At 54.2% G+C, this 18,090-nt stretch carries 20 protein-coding genes and 1 other RNA gene; 7 read left to right on the plus strand and 14 right to left on the minus strand.

Going from position 1 to position 18,090, the window contains the following annotated elements; genetic code table 11:
- Positions 1–34: 34 nt before the first annotated feature.
- From dnaJ to grpE, 3 genes are all read right to left on the minus strand, one after another.
- Positions 35–1,177 carry a molecular chaperone DnaJ gene (gene dnaJ, locus HALA3H3_RS06110; RefSeq protein ID WP_022520724.1) on the minus strand — a complete coding sequence of 381 codons (1,143 nt, stop codon included), beginning with the start codon at positions 1,175–1,177 and terminating at the stop codon, positions 35–37.
- Between the two features lie 164 nt (positions 1,178–1,341).
- Positions 1,342–3,276, minus strand: a complete 1,935-nt coding sequence (gene dnaK, locus HALA3H3_RS06115) for a molecular chaperone DnaK (RefSeq protein ID WP_009287914.1) — start codon at positions 3,274–3,276, stop codon at positions 1,342–1,344.
- Positions 3,277–3,434: 158 nt separating this feature from the next.
- On the minus strand, positions 3,435–4,076 hold the full coding sequence (gene grpE, locus HALA3H3_RS06120) for a nucleotide exchange factor GrpE (RefSeq protein WP_009287913.1): 642 nt from the start codon (positions 4,074–4,076) through the stop codon (positions 3,435–3,437).
- A gap of 210 nt (positions 4,077–4,286) precedes the next feature.
- Between grpE and recN the strand changes: the two genes are divergently transcribed.
- The gene (gene recN / locus HALA3H3_RS06125) at positions 4,287–5,960 is read left to right on the plus strand and encodes a DNA repair protein RecN (protein WP_022520725.1); all 1,674 of its coding nucleotides are present in this window, start codon (positions 4,287–4,289) and stop codon (positions 5,958–5,960) included.
- 206 nt (positions 5,961–6,166) lie between these two features.
- Here recN and fur read toward each other — a convergent pair whose 3' ends face one another.
- Positions 6,167–6,619, minus strand: coding sequence for a ferric iron uptake transcriptional regulator (fur, locus tag HALA3H3_RS06130; protein ID WP_007111850.1), 453 nt, complete (start codon positions 6,617–6,619; stop codon positions 6,167–6,169).
- 72 nt (positions 6,620–6,691) lie between these two features.
- Between fur and bamE the strand changes: the two genes are divergently transcribed.
- A complete protein-coding gene (gene bamE / locus HALA3H3_RS06135) occupies positions 6,692–7,150 on the plus strand; it encodes an outer membrane protein assembly factor BamE (protein WP_022520726.1) in 459 nt (152 codons plus the stop codon).
- Between the two features lie 6 nt (positions 7,151–7,156).
- Here bamE and HALA3H3_RS06140 read toward each other — a convergent pair whose 3' ends face one another.
- Both HALA3H3_RS06140 and HALA3H3_RS06145 read right to left on the minus strand, forming a co-directional pair.
- Positions 7,157–7,474: an RnfH family protein gene (locus HALA3H3_RS06140; protein ID WP_022520727.1), complete on the minus strand. Its 318-nt coding sequence runs from the start codon at positions 7,472–7,474 to the stop codon at positions 7,157–7,159.
- On the minus strand, positions 7,464–7,898 hold the full coding sequence (locus HALA3H3_RS06145; protein ID WP_022520728.1) for a type II toxin-antitoxin system RatA family toxin: 435 nt from the start codon (positions 7,896–7,898) through the stop codon (positions 7,464–7,466). The genes HALA3H3_RS06140 and HALA3H3_RS06145 overlap by 11 nt, the downstream gene beginning before the upstream one ends.
- Before the next feature lie 125 nt (positions 7,899–8,023).
- Between HALA3H3_RS06145 and smpB the strand changes: the two genes are divergently transcribed.
- The 3 genes from smpB (at position 8,024) to HALA3H3_RS06155 (ending at position 10,510) form a co-directional block, all read left to right on the plus strand.
- A complete protein-coding gene (gene smpB / locus HALA3H3_RS06150; protein WP_008958772.1) occupies positions 8,024–8,515 on the plus strand; it encodes an SsrA-binding protein SmpB in 492 nt (163 codons plus the stop codon).
- A 45-nt stretch (positions 8,516–8,560) separates the two neighbouring features.
- Positions 8,561–8,940, plus strand: a transfer-messenger RNA (tmRNA) gene (gene ssrA, locus HALA3H3_RS25995).
- 490 nt (positions 8,941–9,430) lie between these two features.
- Positions 9,431–10,510, plus strand: a complete 1,080-nt coding sequence (locus HALA3H3_RS06155) for a type I restriction endonuclease (RefSeq protein WP_022520730.1) — start codon at positions 9,431–9,433, stop codon at positions 10,508–10,510.
- Positions 10,511–10,946: 436 nt separating this feature from the next.
- On the opposite strand, the gene HALA3H3_RS27820 is transcribed toward HALA3H3_RS06155, so the two are convergent.
- Positions 10,947–11,093, minus strand: a complete 147-nt coding sequence (locus HALA3H3_RS27820; RefSeq protein WP_199105056.1) for an NAD(P)H-dependent oxidoreductase — start codon at positions 11,091–11,093, stop codon at positions 10,947–10,949.
- A 233-nt stretch (positions 11,094–11,326) separates the two neighbouring features.
- A complete protein-coding gene (locus HALA3H3_RS06160; protein ID WP_022520731.1) occupies positions 11,327–11,692 on the minus strand; it encodes a winged helix-turn-helix transcriptional regulator in 366 nt (121 codons plus the stop codon).
- A 93-nt stretch (positions 11,693–11,785) separates the two neighbouring features.
- Between HALA3H3_RS06160 and HALA3H3_RS06165 the strand changes: the two genes are divergently transcribed.
- Positions 11,786–12,520, plus strand: a complete 735-nt coding sequence (locus HALA3H3_RS06165; RefSeq protein ID WP_022520732.1) for an SDR family NAD(P)-dependent oxidoreductase — start codon at positions 11,786–11,788, stop codon at positions 12,518–12,520.
- 236 nt (positions 12,521–12,756) lie between these two features.
- On the opposite strand, the gene HALA3H3_RS06170 is transcribed toward HALA3H3_RS06165, so the two are convergent.
- From HALA3H3_RS06170 to HALA3H3_RS06180, 3 genes are all read right to left on the minus strand, one after another.
- Entirely contained in the window at positions 12,757–13,107 is a 351-nt protein-coding gene (locus HALA3H3_RS06170; RefSeq protein ID WP_022520733.1) for a VOC family protein, read from the minus strand.
- A gap of 451 nt (positions 13,108–13,558) precedes the next feature.
- Positions 13,559–14,446 (minus strand): carbon-nitrogen hydrolase family protein, encoded by an 888-nt coding sequence (locus HALA3H3_RS06175; RefSeq protein WP_022520734.1) that lies wholly within the window; start codon positions 14,444–14,446, stop codon positions 13,559–13,561.
- Between the two features lie 13 nt (positions 14,447–14,459).
- A complete protein-coding gene (locus tag HALA3H3_RS06180) occupies positions 14,460–15,836 on the minus strand; it encodes an APC family permease (RefSeq protein WP_022520735.1) in 1,377 nt (458 codons plus the stop codon).
- 302 nt (positions 15,837–16,138) lie between these two features.
- Between HALA3H3_RS06180 and HALA3H3_RS06185 the strand changes: the two genes are divergently transcribed.
- Positions 16,139–16,762, plus strand: a complete 624-nt coding sequence (locus HALA3H3_RS06185) for a hypothetical protein (protein WP_022520736.1) — start codon at positions 16,139–16,141, stop codon at positions 16,760–16,762.
- Between the two features lie 6 nt (positions 16,763–16,768).
- On the opposite strand, the gene HALA3H3_RS27080 is transcribed toward HALA3H3_RS06185, so the two are convergent.
- The 3 genes from HALA3H3_RS27080 to HALA3H3_RS06195 form a co-directional block, all read right to left on the minus strand.
- Positions 16,769–16,906 carry a hypothetical protein gene (locus tag HALA3H3_RS27080; RefSeq protein ID WP_199105059.1) on the minus strand — a complete coding sequence of 46 codons (138 nt, stop codon included), beginning with the start codon at positions 16,904–16,906 and terminating at the stop codon, positions 16,769–16,771.
- 45 nt (positions 16,907–16,951) lie between these two features.
- A complete protein-coding gene (locus HALA3H3_RS06190; protein WP_022520737.1) occupies positions 16,952–17,350 on the minus strand; it encodes a lysozyme inhibitor LprI family protein in 399 nt (132 codons plus the stop codon).
- 158 nt (positions 17,351–17,508) lie between these two features.
- Positions 17,509–18,090, minus strand: a 582-nt coding sequence (locus tag HALA3H3_RS06195; protein ID WP_053856915.1) for a metal-binding protein ZinT, incomplete at its 5' end; no start/stop codon positions are given.

The raw sequence follows: 18,090 nt of genomic DNA on the forward strand, positions 1-18,090 counted from the left end.
ACTAAACACCTAACTGCTTACTATTATCTCAGACTTACGGCTTCATATCTTCAAAGAAGCTTTTCACGCTGTCAAAGAAGCCGGTTTTCTTCGGCGAGTGGTTGTGGCTATTGCTGTCGTCGAAGCTTTGTTGCAGCTTGCGCAACAGATCGCGCTGCTCGTCGTTAAGCTTCACCGGTGTTTCCACTACCACCTTGCACAGCAGGTCGCCGGGCATACCACCGCGCACGGGCTTCACGCCTTTACCGCGCAGGCGGAACAGCTTGCCTGTTTGGGTTTCCGGCGGAATCTTCAGCTTCACGCGGCCATCTAGCGTCGGCACTTCAAGCTCGCCACCTAGCGCTGCATCAACAAAGTTGATCGGCACATCGCACTGCAGGTGCTTGCCGTCACGCTGGAAGATGTGGTGCGGCTTGATCGCCACCTGCACATACAGATCCCCTGGCGGGCCACCGTTCACGCCGCTTTCGCCTTCGCCATTCAAGCGAATACGGTCGCCGGTATCCACACCGGGCGGAATCTTAACGGACAGCGTGCGCGTCTCACGTACACGGCCTTCGCCATTACACTTATGGCACGGCACTTTAATGTGCTGGCCAGAGCCATGACAGGTCGGACAAGTCTGCTGCACGGCAAAGAAGCCTTGCTGCATACGTACTTGACCGTGACCGTGGCAGGTAGGGCACGTCTCTTTAGAAGAGCCGGGCTCAGCGCCGCCGCCATCACAACGATCACACTCGATATGCCGCGGCACACGAATGTCCACCGTGGTACCTGAAACGGCGTTTTCCAAATCCAGCTCTAGGTTATAACGCAGGTCGGAACCGCGTGCCGGGGCATTGGGGCCACGGCGGCGACCGCCACCTCCGCCAAAAATATCGCCAAACACATCGCCGAAAATGTCGCTGAAATCACCAGCGCCAGCACCGCCGAAACCGCCGCCACCTTGGCCATCAACGCCCGCATGGCCGAACTGGTCATAAGCAGCGCGTTTTTCGCCGTCGCTAAGCACTTCATACGCTTCGGACACTTCGCGGAATTTTTCCGCGGAGGTGGTATCGTCCGGGTTTCGATCAGGGTGGAATTTTTGCGCCAGACGGCGATAGGCCTTCTTGATCTCTTTCTGATCGGCCCCTTTTTCGACACCCAGGACTTCGTAATAATCGCGTTTGGACATAGGCCCTACGCCTCCTGGTTAGCTACGCACTCAACTGCACATTTAGCTATGTATTCAACTGTATATTTAACTACGTGATACTTAACTACGTGCGTCTTGGCCGCGGAAACAGCAACGCGGGAGTAAGCTCCCGCGTCACCGCTTTCCTTGGCAGAAAGAGGATGTTACTGCTTTTTCTGATCGTCGTTGACTTCTTCGTACTCGGCGTCAACTACGTCTTCTTCCGGCTTGGTGCCCGCGTTTTCGGCACCTTCACCGCCCTCTTGCTGCGCCGCTTCGGCCTGCTCGGCGTACATCTTCTGGGCTAGCTGGCCAGAGGCTTCGGTCAGTGCATCCAGTTTCTTCTGAATGTTATCGACGTCGTCACCTTTAACCGCTTCTTCCAGCTCGCTGATGGCCGTTTCAATCGCCTGCTTCTCGTCGTCAGTCGCTTTGTCGCCAGCTTCTTCCAACGTTTTGCGCGTAGCGTGAATCATACCGTCAGCTTGGTTACGCAGCTGCACCAGCTCTTCGAACTTTTTGTCCTCTTCGGCGTGAGCTTCGGCATCACGTACCATTTGCTCGACTTCTTCCTCGGACAGACCGCTAGACGCCTTGATGACAATCGACTGCTCTTTGCCAGTGGCCTTGTCTTTTGCCGATACGTTCAGAATACCGTTGGCATCCAAGTCGAAGGCGACTTCGATCTGCGGCACACCGCGCGGTGCAGGCGGAATGTCAGCAAGATCAAAACGACCCAGCGACTTATTCTGCGACACTTGCTTGCGCTCACCCTGCACGGCGTGAATGGTCACCGCCGTTTGGTTGTCATCCGCCGTTGAGAAGGTTTGTGTCTTCTTGGTCGGGATGGTGGTGTTCTTTTCGATCAGCGGCGTCATCACGCCACCCAGGGTTTCGATACCCAGGGTAAGCGGGGTAACGTCGAGCAGCAGAACGTCTTTAACGTCGCCACCCAGTACGCCGCCCTGAATCGCGGCACCAACGGCAACCGCTTCGTCCGGGTTAACGTCTTTACGTGCTTCTTTGCCGAAGAAGTCAGCGGCTTTCTTCTGCACCATCGGCATACGTGTCTGGCCACCGACCAGGATCACTTCGTCGATTTCAGAGGCAGATAGGCCTGCATCTTTCAGGGCCATTTTGCACGGCTCGAGCGAGCGCTGAACCAGCTCTTCGACCAGTGACTCCAGCTTGGCACGAGTCACCTTAACGTTAAGGTGTTTCGGGCCAGTGTTGTCGGCGGTGATGTAAGGCAGGTTCACATCGGTCTGCTGAGCGCTAGACAGCTCAATTTTGGCTTTTTCGGCAGCTTCTTTCAGACGCTGCATGGCCAGGTTGTCGCCAGACAGATCAATGCCGCTGTCAGACTTGAACTGGTCTACCAGGTAGTTGATCAGCGCCAAGTCAAAGTCTTCGCCGCCCAAGAAGGTATCACCGTTGGTGGCCAACACTTCAAACTGGGTTTCGCCGTCGACATCGGCAATTTCGATGATCGAGATATCGAAGGTGCCGCCACCCAGGTCGTAGACCGCGATGGTTTTGTCGCCGCGGGATTTGTCCATACCGTAGGCCAGTGCGGCAGCGGTCGGCTCGTTAATAATGCGCTTAACGTCCAGACCGGCAATGCGGCCGGCGTCTTTGGTCGCCTGACGCTGGCTGTCGTTGAAGTAGGCCGGTACGGTAATGACCGCTTCGGTGACTGCTTCGCCCAGGTAGTCTTCGGCAGTCTTCTTCATTTTCTTCAGCACTTCCGCGCTTACCTGCGGCGGTGCCATTTTTTTGCCTTTTACTTCAACCCAGGCATCACCGTTATCAGCTTCACTGATTTTGTACGGCACCATCTTGATGTCTTTCTGGACAACGTCGTCTTTAAAGCGACGGCCAATTAGACGCTTGATGGCGTACAGGGTGTTTTCTGGGTTAGTAACGGCCTGACGTTTAGCCGCCTGACCTACCAGCGTTTCACCATCATCGGTGTAGGCGATGATAGAAGGCGTCGTACGACCGCCTTCGGCGTTTTCGATAACTTTAGCGCTGTCACCATCGAGCACGGCCACACAAGAGTTAGTGGTGCCCAGGTCGATACCAATTATACGTCCCATAGCAATACCTCGAATTCGGTTGTTACAAAACTGAAAATTTAGTTTTTAAAGCTTGTCTGCGGGTTTCCCCGCGGGGTTGCCCTTTATTTGGGGGCCGCCGCTGACATTTCAAGGGCTTTTTTTCACACACTTTTTTCAAACTCTGTGCCGCCAGTGGCTTAATCGGCTTTTTTACTCACTACAACCATCGCTGGGCGCACCAAGCGTCCATTGAGTAAATAACCTTTCTGCATAACGTCCATCACGGTGTTCGGATCGAGATCCGGGTTAGGCACCATGGTCATGGCTTCGTGCACTTGCGGGTCGAAGGGCTCACCATGGGGTTCAATGCTTTCAACGCCGAACTTGTTGAGTACATCCAGCTGCATTTTCAAGGTCATGGAGACACCTTCACGGTGAACTTCCGATGCACCCTCTTCCATGGTCTCAAGCGCTTTTTCCAGGCTATCCACCACTGGCAGCAGCTCTTTAACGAACTTCTCCAGGGCAAACTTGCGGGCTTTTTCCGCTTCCTGCTCCGCACGACGGCGCACGTTTTGCGCTTCAGCGGCGGCGCGAAGGGCTTGATCCTTGGCTTCGGCCAAGCTCTGCTCTAACTCACCTACTTGGGCTGCCAGCATTTCCGCTTCCGGGTTGTCGACGCTGTCTTCTAGCGCCTCTTCGTCATTGATCAATCCTTCCAGTTCGCCCTCCATCAAGCGCTCTTCAGCAACCTTCTCAGCTGCTTGCTCGGCGCCATCGGCGTCTTGCTCGTGGCGGGCCAGCTCATCGTCCATTGGTGTTTGCGGTTCTTTCGCCATGTTGTGCTCCTAAAAAGTAGAGCGCGGCCACGCGGGCGGCGCGCAAAGAAGTAAGCTTTAAGTCACTAGCTTTGACTGATCATGCACGCTATATGGGGGCCATAAATTCCATCTCAAGAGGTGCATTGAAGTGAGTTATTAACTACTGTATAAATCAACAACTATTGGATAAGTATCCAGCTTCTATGCTGTACCGCCTCAGGAGGCGCCATGCTTACTCAGCTAGCTATTCAAGATTTCGCCATTGTCGATCACTTGGAACTCGACTTGACCGGCGGTATGACCGCGATTACCGGGGAAACCGGCGCGGGCAAATCGATCCTGTTAGGCGCCCTTGGGCTCTGCCTGGGTGAGCGTGCCGACGCCGGAAGCGTGCGTCACGGCCGCGAGCGTACGGATCTCTCCGCGCGTTTCGACATTCAGCACCTGCCCGCCGCCGTCGAGTGGCTAACGGCGCGGGAGCTCCCCGCTGAGGAATGCTTGCTGCGCCGTGTGGTCACCGCCAACGGCCGTTCCAAAGCCTGGATTAACGGCCAACCCGCGACTATCTCGGATCTAAAATCCCTCGGCGAGCAGCTGATTCAAATTCATGGACAGCATGCTCACCATGCGCTGATGCGCGAAGAGACCCACCTTGCCCTGCTGGACGATTACGCAGGCCTAAACGATGCCACCACTCAATTAGCCGAAACGTTCCGCGAGTGGCGCAGTGCGCGTCGGCAGTTGAAGAAGCTAAGCGAAGAAGGCAGTGAAGTTGAGGCCAAACGGCAGTTGCTGCGTTACCAAGTAGAAGAGCTGGATCAGCTCGGTTTAGCGGAAGGTGAATTAGCCACGTTAGAGGAAGAGCAGCACACCCTGGCTCACGCGGAAGAGACCCTGCGCGAAACCCAGTTTGCTGCCGACTGCTGCGCCAGCGACGAGGGCGGCGCACTCTCTTTGCTCAACCAAGCGTTTGCCCACTTAAGCGCCCTGCCAGGTAGCGACAAAGGCACCCTGGCGAACACGCTTGCCATGCTGAGCGATGCGCGCATTCAAGTGGAAGAGGCCTCCAGCGAGCTTAATCGCCTCGCCAGCACCACCGAATTAGACCCTGAGCGGCTCGCCTGGGTTGAAGAACGAATGACCGACGTACACCGGATTGCCCGCAAGCATCACGTTGCTCCTGATGAGCTATGCGCCCTGCATGCTGACCTACAGCGGGAAGTCGCGCAGTTAGAAGAGGGTGGCAATGACCTGGAGGCACTCAGTGCGCGGGTCGTCGAGCTACGCGAAGACTATCGCCAAGAGGCGAAAAAACTCAGCGAGAGCCGTCAAAAAGCCGCGCTTCGCTTGGGCAAAGAGGTGCAGCAGCAACTGGGCTTTTTGGCCATGGGCAAAGCCCGTTTTGAAGTGGAGGTCACCGCTAAAGACGCGCCCTCCCCTGAAGGTCTCGATCGCGTGCAGTTTTTGATTAGCGCCAACCCCGGCCAACCCGCTCGCCCATTGACCAAAGTCGCCTCCGGCGGTGAATTGTCGCGGATTAGCCTGGCGATTCAAGTGGTCGCGGCGACGCACTCAACCGTGCCCAGCCTGGTGTTTGACGAAGTGGATGTGGGTATCTCGGGGGCCACCGCAGAGATCGTTGGCCAACTGCTGCGCAAACTGGGCGAAAACGGCCAGGTCATGACCGTGACCCACCTACCCCAGGTGGCAGCACAGGCGCACCAGCACCTGCATATCGAGAAACAGGCGAAGCGCGATACAACGCTGACCCAGATGGCGCTACTCGACGAACAGGGCCGCATCAGCGAACTGGCGCGCATGCTGGGCGGCGTCACGCTTTCTGACCAAACCCTCGCCCACGCTCGGGAGATGCTGCACGCCAGCCAACGCCCGCCGCACTGATTGAGCGGGCGCCCTGCGCCGTTTCTGTGCATTTCTATAGCGCACAGCTATACAGCACATCTGCACATAGCAAAACAAACGCCCCTGATCCACTTGGCGAATCCAGTTAACAGCTTCTGCTAACCAGGAATTCGGCCAAATGGCTCAGGGGCGCTTATATTTCGAACCGCGATTAACGGCCTGCGACTAACAGCGACCTACGAACACTATTTCTTGTTCGTCGGCCCGCTGTCCTGGCGCGTCACGTCGGAACCGCGCGGACGTACATATAGCACCAGAGCATGATCCACTAGTTCGTAGCCGTGCTCTTCAGCGATTTCTTGCTGACGGCGTTCAATGATTTCATCAACGAACTCAATGATTTCGCCGCTTTCTAGGCACACCATGTGGTCATGGTGATCCTCTTGGGTCATCTCGAATACCGCATGGCCTCCGTCGAAATTATGACGAATTACCAAGCCCGCTGACTCGAACTGAGTCAATACGCGGTATACGGTTGCCAAGCCAACATCTTCGCCCGCATCAATCAGTGTTTTGTACACTTCTTCCGCGCTAAGGTGGTGCTGACCCGAAACATTTTCGAGAATTTGAAGTATCTTGACGCGCGGCAGGGTCACTTTTAGACCGGCTTTGCGCAATTCATGGTTCTGATCGGCCATGGTCGCTCTTCGCAGTAACTGGTTAGGTCGGGTATGATCAACCGAAACCACGATAGTGAAGAATAGGCCCAAATGCAAAAATTGACTCAAATCATCACGCTCTCCGTTGCCCTTACTGTCATTAGCGGCTGCAGCTACGTAGGCGTGTACAAGCGCGATATTCCCCAAGGCAACCTGGTCACTCAGGAAATGGTCAGCCAGCTTCAGCCAGGCATGACCCAAGAGCAGGTGACTTACGTAATGGGCAGGCCATTGCTGGAAGCGCCCTTTGACGCCAGCCAGTGGGATTATGTGTTTCGTTTAGATAAAGCGTATGGCGATGTAGAGCAGCGTCGCGTAACGCTCACCTTCGATCCCCAGGGCCGCCTGGTGAACATTGAGCAAGAAGGGGATCTATCCAAAGAGCTACCGTTTGAAGGCGATAGCAGCATGGGGCCTGCAACGGAAGGCGTTGATCCAATGGATGCCCTCCCTACAGAGAGCACCCAGACGCGGCCACCTGAGGGCACACAGCCTGTTCAACAGCCTTAAAAGCGGTTAACGCTTCGGGTCGCTCGCTTGACGCTTAGCGCGCTCTAGGCGAGCGGCCTTGGGGTCGATCGCCAACGGCCGGTAAACTTCGACCCGATCCCCGTCGCGTAATAGATGGGTATCGGGTTCACGTAGCGCTTTACCGAAAATGCCCAGCGGCGCCTGAGCAAAGGTTTCGCCGGGCACATCAGGAAAGAGCGTGGGCAAATCGGCCAAGGCAACGGCCTGACGTGCCGTAGTGCCCTCAGGCACGCGCAGAGCCACTATGCGCTGTTTGGAAGGCAACGCGAAGGCTACCTCAACCGCAAGCGCTTCAGCGCCCATACAGTTCGTTTGCGCGCTTGGTAAAGGCATCGACTAGCTGGCCAGCGATTTGCTGAAAGAGTTTGCCGAACGCCATACTGAGCAGCCGGTTGGCGAACTCAAACTCCATCTCAAGGCTCACCTTGCAGGCATCCTCCCCCATGGGGATAAACAGCCAGCGACCTTTAAGCCGCTTGAACGGCCCTTTTACCAGCGACAGCTCAATACGCTCGGGCGCAAAAAGTTCGTTGCGCGTGGTGATGGTTTGCTCAACACCGGCACGACCCAGGGTCATTTCGCCGATCAGATGCACATCATCATGTTCGAGCAAACGCGCCTGGCGGCAGCCTGGCAAAAACTCCGGGTAGCGTTCGAAGTCGTTAACCAGATCGAACATTTTCTGGGGGGTGTGCCGCACTAAGGCGGAACGATTGACGGTTGGCATTGACCTCTCCGCTGACTTCACAGTGCCCAAAGCGTATCATGGGAAACATTTTTCAGACCCTAAATGGTATCACGCCTCCCCAAATAACGAAGGGGAAGCCACTGACAGATTAATTATGAGGTTCCATGGCCACTAAGAAAGGTAACAGTAAGGGCCCCGGTAGCAGCGTTATTGCCCAAAACAAGAAGGCACGGTTTGAGTACCATATCGATGAGACCTTCGAGGCGGGGCTATCGCTCGCTGGCTGGGAAGTGAAGAGCCTGCGCGCCGGTAAGGCTCAGCTCACCGATACCTATATTTTGGTTCGTAACGGCGAAGCGTTTCTGCTGGGTAGTCATATCATGCCGCTGAATACTGCGAGCACCCACGAGATTGCTGACCCGACGCGCACCCGCAAACTGCTGCTGCATCGCAAAGAGATCGCCAAAATCTTTTCGATCACCCAGGACAAAGGCCACACCTGTGTGCCCCTCAAGCTTTACTGGAAACGCAATAAAGTGAAGTGCGAGCTGGCGCTAGTGACCGGTAAACAGCTGCATGACAAACGCGCAACAGAAAAAGATCGCGACTGGAGCCGCCAAAAAGGTCGAATTATGCGGGAACATAACAAGGCATAACTGGTCAATCAGGTGTGAGCACGTTAGAATGCTCAACTGAAATAAGGGGGCGACATGGTTTCGACGCCGGTGACAACCCTTGCGGTGCATGCCGAGAGCGTGATGTATCTCGTAAATCCCACATCACGAAAAATAGTCGCAAATGACGAAAACTACGCTCAAGGCGCGCTAGCAGCTTAAACACTGTTAGCTTCTTGTCTAGCCCCAAGGTGATGTGCCTATTCATCGCTGAGGGGATACGAGCTAAAGCTGATAGGATCGCGTTTGGTGGTGTCTTCTCGCCAAGCGCTAAACTTTAGAAGACTCGCGTGGCTGAATCCTGATCGTCGGAGTCAGTTGCGTTAAATCAAATGACGAAATCTAAGCATGTAGAGCCAATAGGCGCGTGCTGGCGGACGCGGGTTCAATTCCCGCCGCCTCCACCACCTTACTATACAAATCAAGCACCTACGGGTGCTTTTTTTGTTTCCATTCGAGACAGAAGCAGCCCCTTACCGCATTTCTGGTCTTGCAACACCATTTAGCCATGGGCAATACAGCAGTATTGTCCGAAAGGAGCTAGTCCCGATATGAAAGTGCCGAGAACGTTACTGCACGCTTGTTGCTGAGCCTTGACCTTACCTCACATCAATATTAGGGCGGCTAAATGCTCAGCCCCAATGGTCACAGCTACCTCGTAATCAGTGACTTATATATGCACGAAACGCGGTATGACGGCATTTACACCTTTCACTCGATCAACAAGTTCTTGTAAGACGAGTCCAATATTCACCATGGAACTGCATCCCAGACGTTTGTGATCATACTCTTTACCCCATCTGCGAAATGAAAGAGACTGATAGTTTTATATATGCGTTCATTTCTTGGTATCTTGGGTGTTAAAAGAATGTAGTAAAACCAAAAAAGGCAGGGAACATGGATATAACACAAAAAATTGCAGCGCTGGCCAGCCGCGCGCAAGAACAAATTGATCATATAGTGAACGAAGAAGCGACAAAGAACGCCATGGTCATGCCCTTCATACAAAGCTTGGGATATGACGTATTCAACCCAACCGAAGTGCTTCCAGAATTCACAGCTGACGTTGGATTGAAAAAAGGTGAGAAAGTGGATTACGCCATCAAAAATGAAGGCGTTCTATCTATACTAATCGAGTGCAAGCCCCGAACCACCGATCTCGCTAACGCTCAATTTAGCCAGTTATACCGCTATTTTAATTGCACTGAAGCCAAATTTGCCATTCTTACCAACGGCATTGAGTACCGTTTCTACTCTGATCTCGATGATGCAAACAAGCTGGATACTCGCCCTTTTTTCACCTTCCGTTTAACGGACTACAACGAAAGAGATATTGAAGAACTGAAAAAATTTGCAAAACCCGTCTTCAATGTCGACACCATTCTCAGCACTGCCAATCGCCTTAAGTACACCAACCTCGCCATGACATCCTTCAGCAAGTTAATGAAAGAACCGCCACGCGATTTTATCAAATTTATCGCTCAAGACTTCTTTGATGGACGAATGACACAACAGGTACTTGATGAGTTCACCCCCATCATTCGTGACGCAATGGCCCAGCACATTAAAGAGCAAGTTTCACAACGCTTAAAATTGGCATTAGCCACAACTAGTGGTGAAGAATCATCGCCCATCATCGCACAACCTGGCCAAGACAATATCGAAGTGCCTTTAAAGGCTGAAGACGAGATCGTTACGACCCAGGAAGAAATTGATGGATACAACATGGTCAGGGCAATCGTAGCCAGCGAAGTTGCTCCCGAACGCGTATACATGCGAGATGCAAAATCCTATTGTGCAATCCTGCTGGATGACAACAACCGAAAACCTATTTGCCGCCTACATTTCAACTCAAAAACCCTTAAGCGATTAGAAATTCGCCAAGATGATCAGCAAGTTAAGCATGATCTTGCCACGCTGACTGATATTTTCAGCCACAGTGAAGCGTTATTGGCAGCTGTAAAAAGTTACGAATAGCTTTTTCGAGTCGGCTTTATGCCGACTTCCCATAAACAACCTTAATAACTTAATAACATAGCCAAATAAATATATTGTTCGCTTTCTGACGATCACGTTGGCTTATAGCTCGCTGTAGGTTTGCGGGTAACACTTTGACCATAGGCTGCATCCGTTTCACGTCCCGACCTGTGAGCTCTCTTACTTCACCTAGTTTATTCGTAAGGCGCGTTTTCATAGCGTCTTATCTCCCATGCGCTGGCCTTTCAGCCAGCTGAAGCTCATCCTCGACCAGTAAAATTCTCACCATAGCACCTTATATCGACGCCGCCGAACGCTTGCCAGGGCGAGGACGGCTGTAAACACCGAGCCTACTCACACTAGGTTGTGGCAACATTGCATCCCCAGCAAGAAGCCGTTGCGGCCACCATTAGCGGCGTGCCTTCGAACATGCGCGTCACTGCCAGACTTTTAGCAGCGAAGGCGAGGAATACCACTGGGTGGGGAACTGCAACACGATACGGTCAGCTTCAAGCAGCCGCGGGGATGAGCTACTGGAGCGCGGCCGCGGTACGATTCGCCTAACGCTAGCCGTAACCGGCACCGAAGCGGAGCGTAGGGAACCATAGCCCGCAAGGGATATGATGTCCGGTTGACCGCCTGGTTATGGGCCCGTTCACCCATTGTTTTGGCACCCGATACCAAATGCCGACTCCTTGATACTTTGCACCAATAGAACCCATGGCGCTACGAACCAGAACACTGAATGTGCAGGTTTACCCGGAGGACTCGCCGGATGGCATGATTGGGTGCCTGTCCACCAACCGGCTTCGCTTCCTACCGGCTGGCTTTCCGGCGGCCCATCGCCGCGGCAATGTCCTCTTCGTTCTCCTCGCCCCAGCCGCAAAGCGGCTCCATGGCCCGCACCAGGCTTGCCCCGAAGGGCGTCAGCGAGTAGTCGACGCGCAGCGGGATCTCCCCATAGTCGGTTCGCTGGACGATGCCGTCGGACTCCAGCTCCTTCAACTGCTGGATCAACATTTTGTCGCTCACGCCTCGGACGCTTCGCTTGAGCTCGCCGTAACGCGTCGGGCCCTTGCTTAAAAAGAACAGAATCAAAGGCTTCCACTTCCCGGAGATCACGTGCAGCGTCGCATGCAGGCCGCAAATGAAACGTGGGTTTTCTGAGTTTACTTTCGCCATAACGGATACTTACCAAAAGGTGCATACTTGAACATTTGTAAGTGGGTATATACCGTAAAAGCGAACCGAGTCAATACACACGGAGACCCAACCATGAATCGGCTAAACGGTAAAATCGCACTGATCACAGGCGGAGCCAGCGGCATCGGCCTGGCCTCGGCCCAACGCCTCATCGACGAAGGCGCCTTCGTCTTTATCGCCGGACGGCGCCAGGACGTCCTCGACAACGCGGCTGAGGCACTGGGATCTAGCGCCCAGGGCGTCCAGGCGGATGTGACAAAGCCAGAGGATCTCGACCGCGTCTTCGAAACGATCCAGAAAGAAAAAGGACACCTGGACGTACTGGTGGCCAACGCGGGCGTCGGCGAATTCGCCAGCCTGGGACAGATCACCGAGGAGCACTACGACTACATCTTCGACATCAACGTCAAAGGCACCCTCTTCACCGTCCAGAAGGCCCTTCCCCTGATGACGAACGGCGGCTCCATCATCCTCACCGGTTCCACGGTCGGCAGCATGGGAACCCCCGCCATGAGCATCTACAGCGCCTCCAAGGCGGCCGTCCGAAACCTGGCGCGCAGTTGGGCCCATGATCTCAGGGGCACCGGCATTCGCGTGAACGTCATGTCTCCTGGCCCAACCAAAACAGACAAGTTAATCGAATTGCTCCCATCCGACGCCCTGAGCGAGATGAAACGGAGCGTACCCCTTGAGCGTCTGGGCGATCCCCAAGAAACCGCAGGCGCGGTGGCGTTCCTGGCGTCCGACGATAGCAGCTTTATGACAGGAAGCGAGGTGTTCGTTGACGGGGGCTACGCGCAGGTTTAGGGGCTAGGCGGAGAACGGGAGGCAATGAACCAAAAGGGGTCAGATAGATTTTAAATCAGCCAGCTTGGTTAAAACAAATCAACCTGCCCCATTTACATGGATCAAAATAAAATCGATCTGACCCCTTTAATTTTGGTTTCCCTTACACATAACGCAGAGCGCACCGGTGGCCTTGGCGCAGCGAAGCGGAGACAAGGGCATCCGAGTGACGCGCATTGTTAGAGAATCCTCGAGGATTACTCGTGCTGTAAGACATTAATGAGCTTCCCGAATGGATCTCGTACATAAAACCGGCGGACACCCCATGGCTCACTTACTGGTCCGTACTCAATTGCAATATTTCCGCCTGTCACTCTCTCCAAAGCAACCTCCAAGTTATCGACTTCTATAGAGAGATCAGGGACTGGCGTGCCAGAGCCACCTTCCGACGCCACGCTTACCTGAGTGGTCATTTCCTCGCCCGAGCTATAGGTCCTTATCCACCCATGATCCATCACAACCTTGAGCCCAAAGATGTCCGCATAGAACCTCTCTGCTTCTGATGGGTTAGCTGCCGCGATATTGGAGACTATGCGTTTTACTATCATTCTGGCTCCAAAAGGTTGAACTCAACTCGCTCTAACAGGTATTCGCGCGTCTGCTGCATTACCCGGCACCTCCGCCTTGGGCGGTTTACCTGTCTTGCTGCTTTAACTGATTCACCTACCCAATCCAGATTAGCACAGGCTTCTTAAGACGGTTGACTATCTTAGCTTTAGGCTTTCAACGCCGACGCTGTCAGGTAAGCAGGAGCTGCTAGGGATAATAAGGCTCTCAGTAAGCGCGATATCCGCGCCCATTCGTTGCCCTTGCGAGGACGCAAACGGGTTGAGATATCCAGACGCAGATGCGGGAAGAAGTAACGTTTACCGCTGGGGGATTTAGCTGTTCAGCTATCTGAACAATCAACTGATTGCAGGCAACAGCCATCACCTGGGTGATGGCATCGTTGCACGGGATGGGAATAACGCGGGATTGGAGAGAGTGGTGGTCAGCTGCTTACCGTTTTCCCCTCCACTTACGTGGATCAATGCGGCCTTCGTACATCGGTAATTCCAGCACTGGGTCATCGTCTCGGAACTGAGACCACATGCGGTTCAAGCCTGCAGTGCCGAAGGTTCGCACACGCTCCACCTCACCCAGGTTGAGTACATCGGTAAGGATGCCCGGGGTAGCGCCTGACATCCGCGCGCGGATGCGGCCTTCGGGGTCGACGATCAAACTCTGACCCTCCCCCGCAGGCGCGGCTGAATTAGCGCTCACCATATACACCTGGTTGAAAATAGCATTGGCCTGCACAAGGATTTGCTCCTGGGCGCGGTCGCAGGTGGTGGTGGCCACTTGGTTGATGATCACCTCCGCCCCCAGCCACGCCAGTTGACGCACCATCTCGGGAAACCAGATGTCGTAGCAGATGGCCAGGCCGACCCGGCCTATGCCCGGCACTTCGAACACTTCAAAGCGATCTCCCGGCTGATAGGGCTCGTAAGGCCGCCAGGGGAAACACTTACGGTAGGCGGCCACTCGCTCACCTTCGGGCGAATACACCGGCGCGGTGTTGTACAGATGCCCGTCCTCTCCCCGCTCGCATACTGTGCCGGGCAGCAGCCATACTCCCAGGTTGCGGGCGATACGTGATAAGTGCTGGTCACGGGGGCCATCGATCGGTTCAGCCGCGGCTTCCAGTTGCTCCCTGCGCTGCTGAGGCGTACCCGTGGCACCGCATAAATGGAGCTCTGGATAAACCACCATCCTTGGCTGTTCAAAATCAGCACCGAAATCGCTCAGATGTACCGCCAGCTCGGCCTCGAAGTCCAGCAGTTCGGAGTCAATGCCGTGCTGCCGCGAGGCTTCCTGCACAACAAGGACAGGCAAATTTCTGGACATAGTGGATCTCCGTTTAAAGGGTCGCTTTTACTGAGGTGGGCGCTGTCTCGGGCTCGGATTCATCAAAGGCCACTTCCGGCGGTTCGCGACGGAAGAATCGAGTAAGGTAGGCCAGCTGGGCGAGACCAATGGAAAGCCAGATCAGCCCAAGAATAAAGGCGTTGATATCCAGTTTACTCATCAGCCAAAGGTTAACCAGGGCACCGATGAGCGGCACCAGCATCCCTCTAATCACACCAAACTGGCGCTTTGCATCGGCGTCTTTGCTGACCAGAAAGATCACTGACAGGTTCACCATCGTGAAGGCGATAAAGGCACCGAAGTTGATAAACGAGGCGGCAGATAACACATCAAGGAACAAGGCAATGATGCCGATAGCACCCGTGAGGACGATGTTGAACACTGGCGTGTGGAAACGCGCGTGCAGCGCACCGAACAGCTTCGGCGGCAGTACCGCGTCCCGCCCCATGGCAAACAGCAACCGAGAGGCACTGGCTTGAGCGGCCAGGCCGGACGTGAACTGGGCGAGCACCATGCCGGCCAGGAAGATAGCGCCGAAAAGATCCGCACCGATGGTCGTGGCAATCTCAAAGGCGGCGGAGTCGGAATTTACGAAACTGCTGCCAGGATGCACCAGCTGGGTGGTGTAGCCCACGAGTACGTAAATGCCCCCGCCGATCAGCGCGGTGAGCATAATGGCCTTAGGGATATTGCGCTTCGGGTCGATGGTTTCTTCGGTCAGTGTGGTGACGGCGTCGAAGCCAAGAAAAGAGTAAGCGGCCACCGCGGCGCCTGCAGCAATCGCGGTAAAGCCAGCCTCTTCACCCAAGAACGGCCCTAGGCTAAAAAGCGCGTCGCTGCCACCGGTCGCAAATACGTGACGAACCGACAGCAGCACGAAGAACGCGATCACCAGTATCTGGAAGACCATCAACAACGAGTTCACTTTGGACGCGAGCTTGATGCCGTAGATATTCAAGAAGGTGGTGATACCGATGAAGCCGAGCAGGAATATCCAGCTCGGCACTTCAGGAAAACGCGCGTTCAAATAAGCAGCGCCGATCAACCAAATCACCATCGGCAGGAAGAAATAATCCAACAGCACGCTCCACCCCACCATAAAGCCAACACGCGAGTCGATGGCTCTGCGTGCGTAAGTATAGGCAGACCCGGCTACCGGATAAGTACGCGCCATAATGCCGTAGCTGTATGCCGTGAATAGCATGGCAACGGTAGTGATGAGGTAAGCAGTGGGTACGGCGCCATTGCTAGTGCTGGCAATCACACCGAAAGTGCCCAGCACGATCAATGGCGTCATGTAGGCAAGGCCAAACAACACCACGGCTTTTAGGGATAGGGTTCTTTCCAGTTTGATATTGTTATCCGTCATGATCCATCTCCAGGAAACGTTGGAACCGACAGCGGGCAATCGCTGAGCCGGCGCAAAACGAAGAGGTGGTTTATCAAGCCAGCCGCCGAGGCTAGACCAGCTTGCTACCGTTAATGATCGGCTAATAACCCTCAGTTGCTGGCGTTGCAGCTGTCCAGCTAGACTGAGATGCCTAGTAGCCAACCTATCTAGAACGGTATTGGCAGCTCATCGGATCGTATATAACCCCAGCGTGGTATGGGCCTTCGGATGTGGAATTGGTGACTCATAGCGAAATTGACTAAGTACTGGCCAATACCCTCATGGCGTTGGCGACCCCTGCGTTGCCTCAACACTTCTCCACATTGGTGAAACGTCTAGCGGCATTCGATAACTTGATCATCATCGCTTATCACGGCGAACACCGGCCAGCGGTGCTCTATCGGGAATACACCGACCCTGTCGTTTATCTACCCATGGATAGCCAATATCTAGGGGGAGATTACCTGCTGGATCCGTTTTACCGCGAGCACCTCAGAGGCGGTGTTCAGGGTATACGCCGATTGAGGGATATAGCGCCCGATCACTTTCGACGCACGCATTACTATAAGAATTACTACCATCAGACCACACTACTAGACGAGGTAGCGGTTTTCGCTAATATCACTGAGAGTGATACGATAACCGCTTGTTTCGGTAGGGATCGTTCCAGTGGTAAGCCCTTTAACAGGCGTGAGCTTGAGGTTCTGCAACAGTACGAGTTAACCCTCAGCTCGTTGCTGAAAAAACACTGGCAAGATTACCGCTCTGACGATGTGATGAAAGCGGCACCAGCCCCTTTAGAGGAACGCCTGAGAGAGACGCTGAATCAGCAACACAGCATCCGGCTAAGCCCGCGCCAGGCAGAGGTGGCGCTGTTTATTCTAAGAGGCCACTCATCCCTATAGATCAGCCTACACCTGGGCGTCAGCCTTCAGACAGTTAAGGTCTTCCGCCGCCAACTCTACGCCAAGTGCTGCATCTCCTCCCAGGCGGAGCTGTTCGCGCTGCTTATGCCGCTGTTCGCTCGGCTGACCGAGCAGGGATGACACCTTTACCTCGGGGCAACGGTTTGCATTCTAGCGCTTGACCGCCGTTTACCGAGAGCAGCTGAGATCGCCCTCTTCACAACTAGCATGCTCACGCAGTTGCTCGGTACGTTCCGCTGTCAGCGTTTCCAGACAGCCGTTACGCACCATGGGTTGGGCGCTACCGCCTTCCACAGCACTACTTTCAAACGCGCACTCAGCATCACGAAAGCCGATCCACGCCCGCTGCGCCGCTCTGAGCTTTTCGAGTGACGCTGAATTGTCCTCCAGACGGCTAACAACGGTTTGGTAAACCGCGTTGAGCTCGTCATCCGCCGCTTGATAGGCCTGCGCCGTGCACTGGTTTAGCTCGGTTTGCGTATTGGCGCTAGCACACGAATCATCCGCGATAGCAAAGCTATTTGATAGCAAAAACCCGACACTCAGAAAGAGAGACGATAAGCGCATAGTGACACCTCTTGATGCTGGTTAAATCCGAACCGGAAAAAGTTAGAACATGTCCACGAAGCTGTATTTACCCTGTACTAATAAAGCAAAGCGCTGGCATCTCGGCCAGCGCTTTCTAGGTACACATCAAAAGATGTTTTTCGCTTAGGCGGTAACCGCTAGTGCGCAATCATCTCTTCGACAATTTCTTCACCGCTCAACTCGTATGGGTAATAAGTCGGCCAGTTGGTAACTTCTTCTAACAGCGCCTCACGGTCATCGCCCCAATAGAGATGGAAGTGATGCGCATCGGTGGGGTAAATACTGTGGACACTAAATTGGATGTACTGGGGTAGATCATCGGATGCTTCTTCAAGCGCGTAGATGAACCGCACACCCCGGTTACCGGCTTGGTAAGTTAAAATTTCATAGCCATCGTATTGGTATTCACCCGTGCGCTCTTGGCCATTTTCAAAGAAAGTGACGTCGCTTCCATCAATAACGATACGCTCTACATCCGTTTGATAACCGGTATCGTAATACGCTTTATACTCTTCGGCGGTCTTGTCGCCATTGTCTGCTTTATGCGCAAACACTTCGTCAAGGGTGCCATCTTGTAGGTAGGGATAAACGGACTGCCAATCACCCTCCCAGTCAGATAGCGCGCGATCCTCAACCTGGTCGTCATCAAAATAGCCCGAGTAGATATCGCTATCGTGGTCGTGGTCGTGGTCGTGGTCGTGGTCGTGGTCGTGGTCGTT

Origin of the sequence: Halomonas sp. A3H3, from assembly GCF_000982975.1 — a bacterium.
GTDB lineage: Bacteria > Pseudomonadota > Gammaproteobacteria > Pseudomonadales > Halomonadaceae > Vreelandella > Vreelandella titanicae.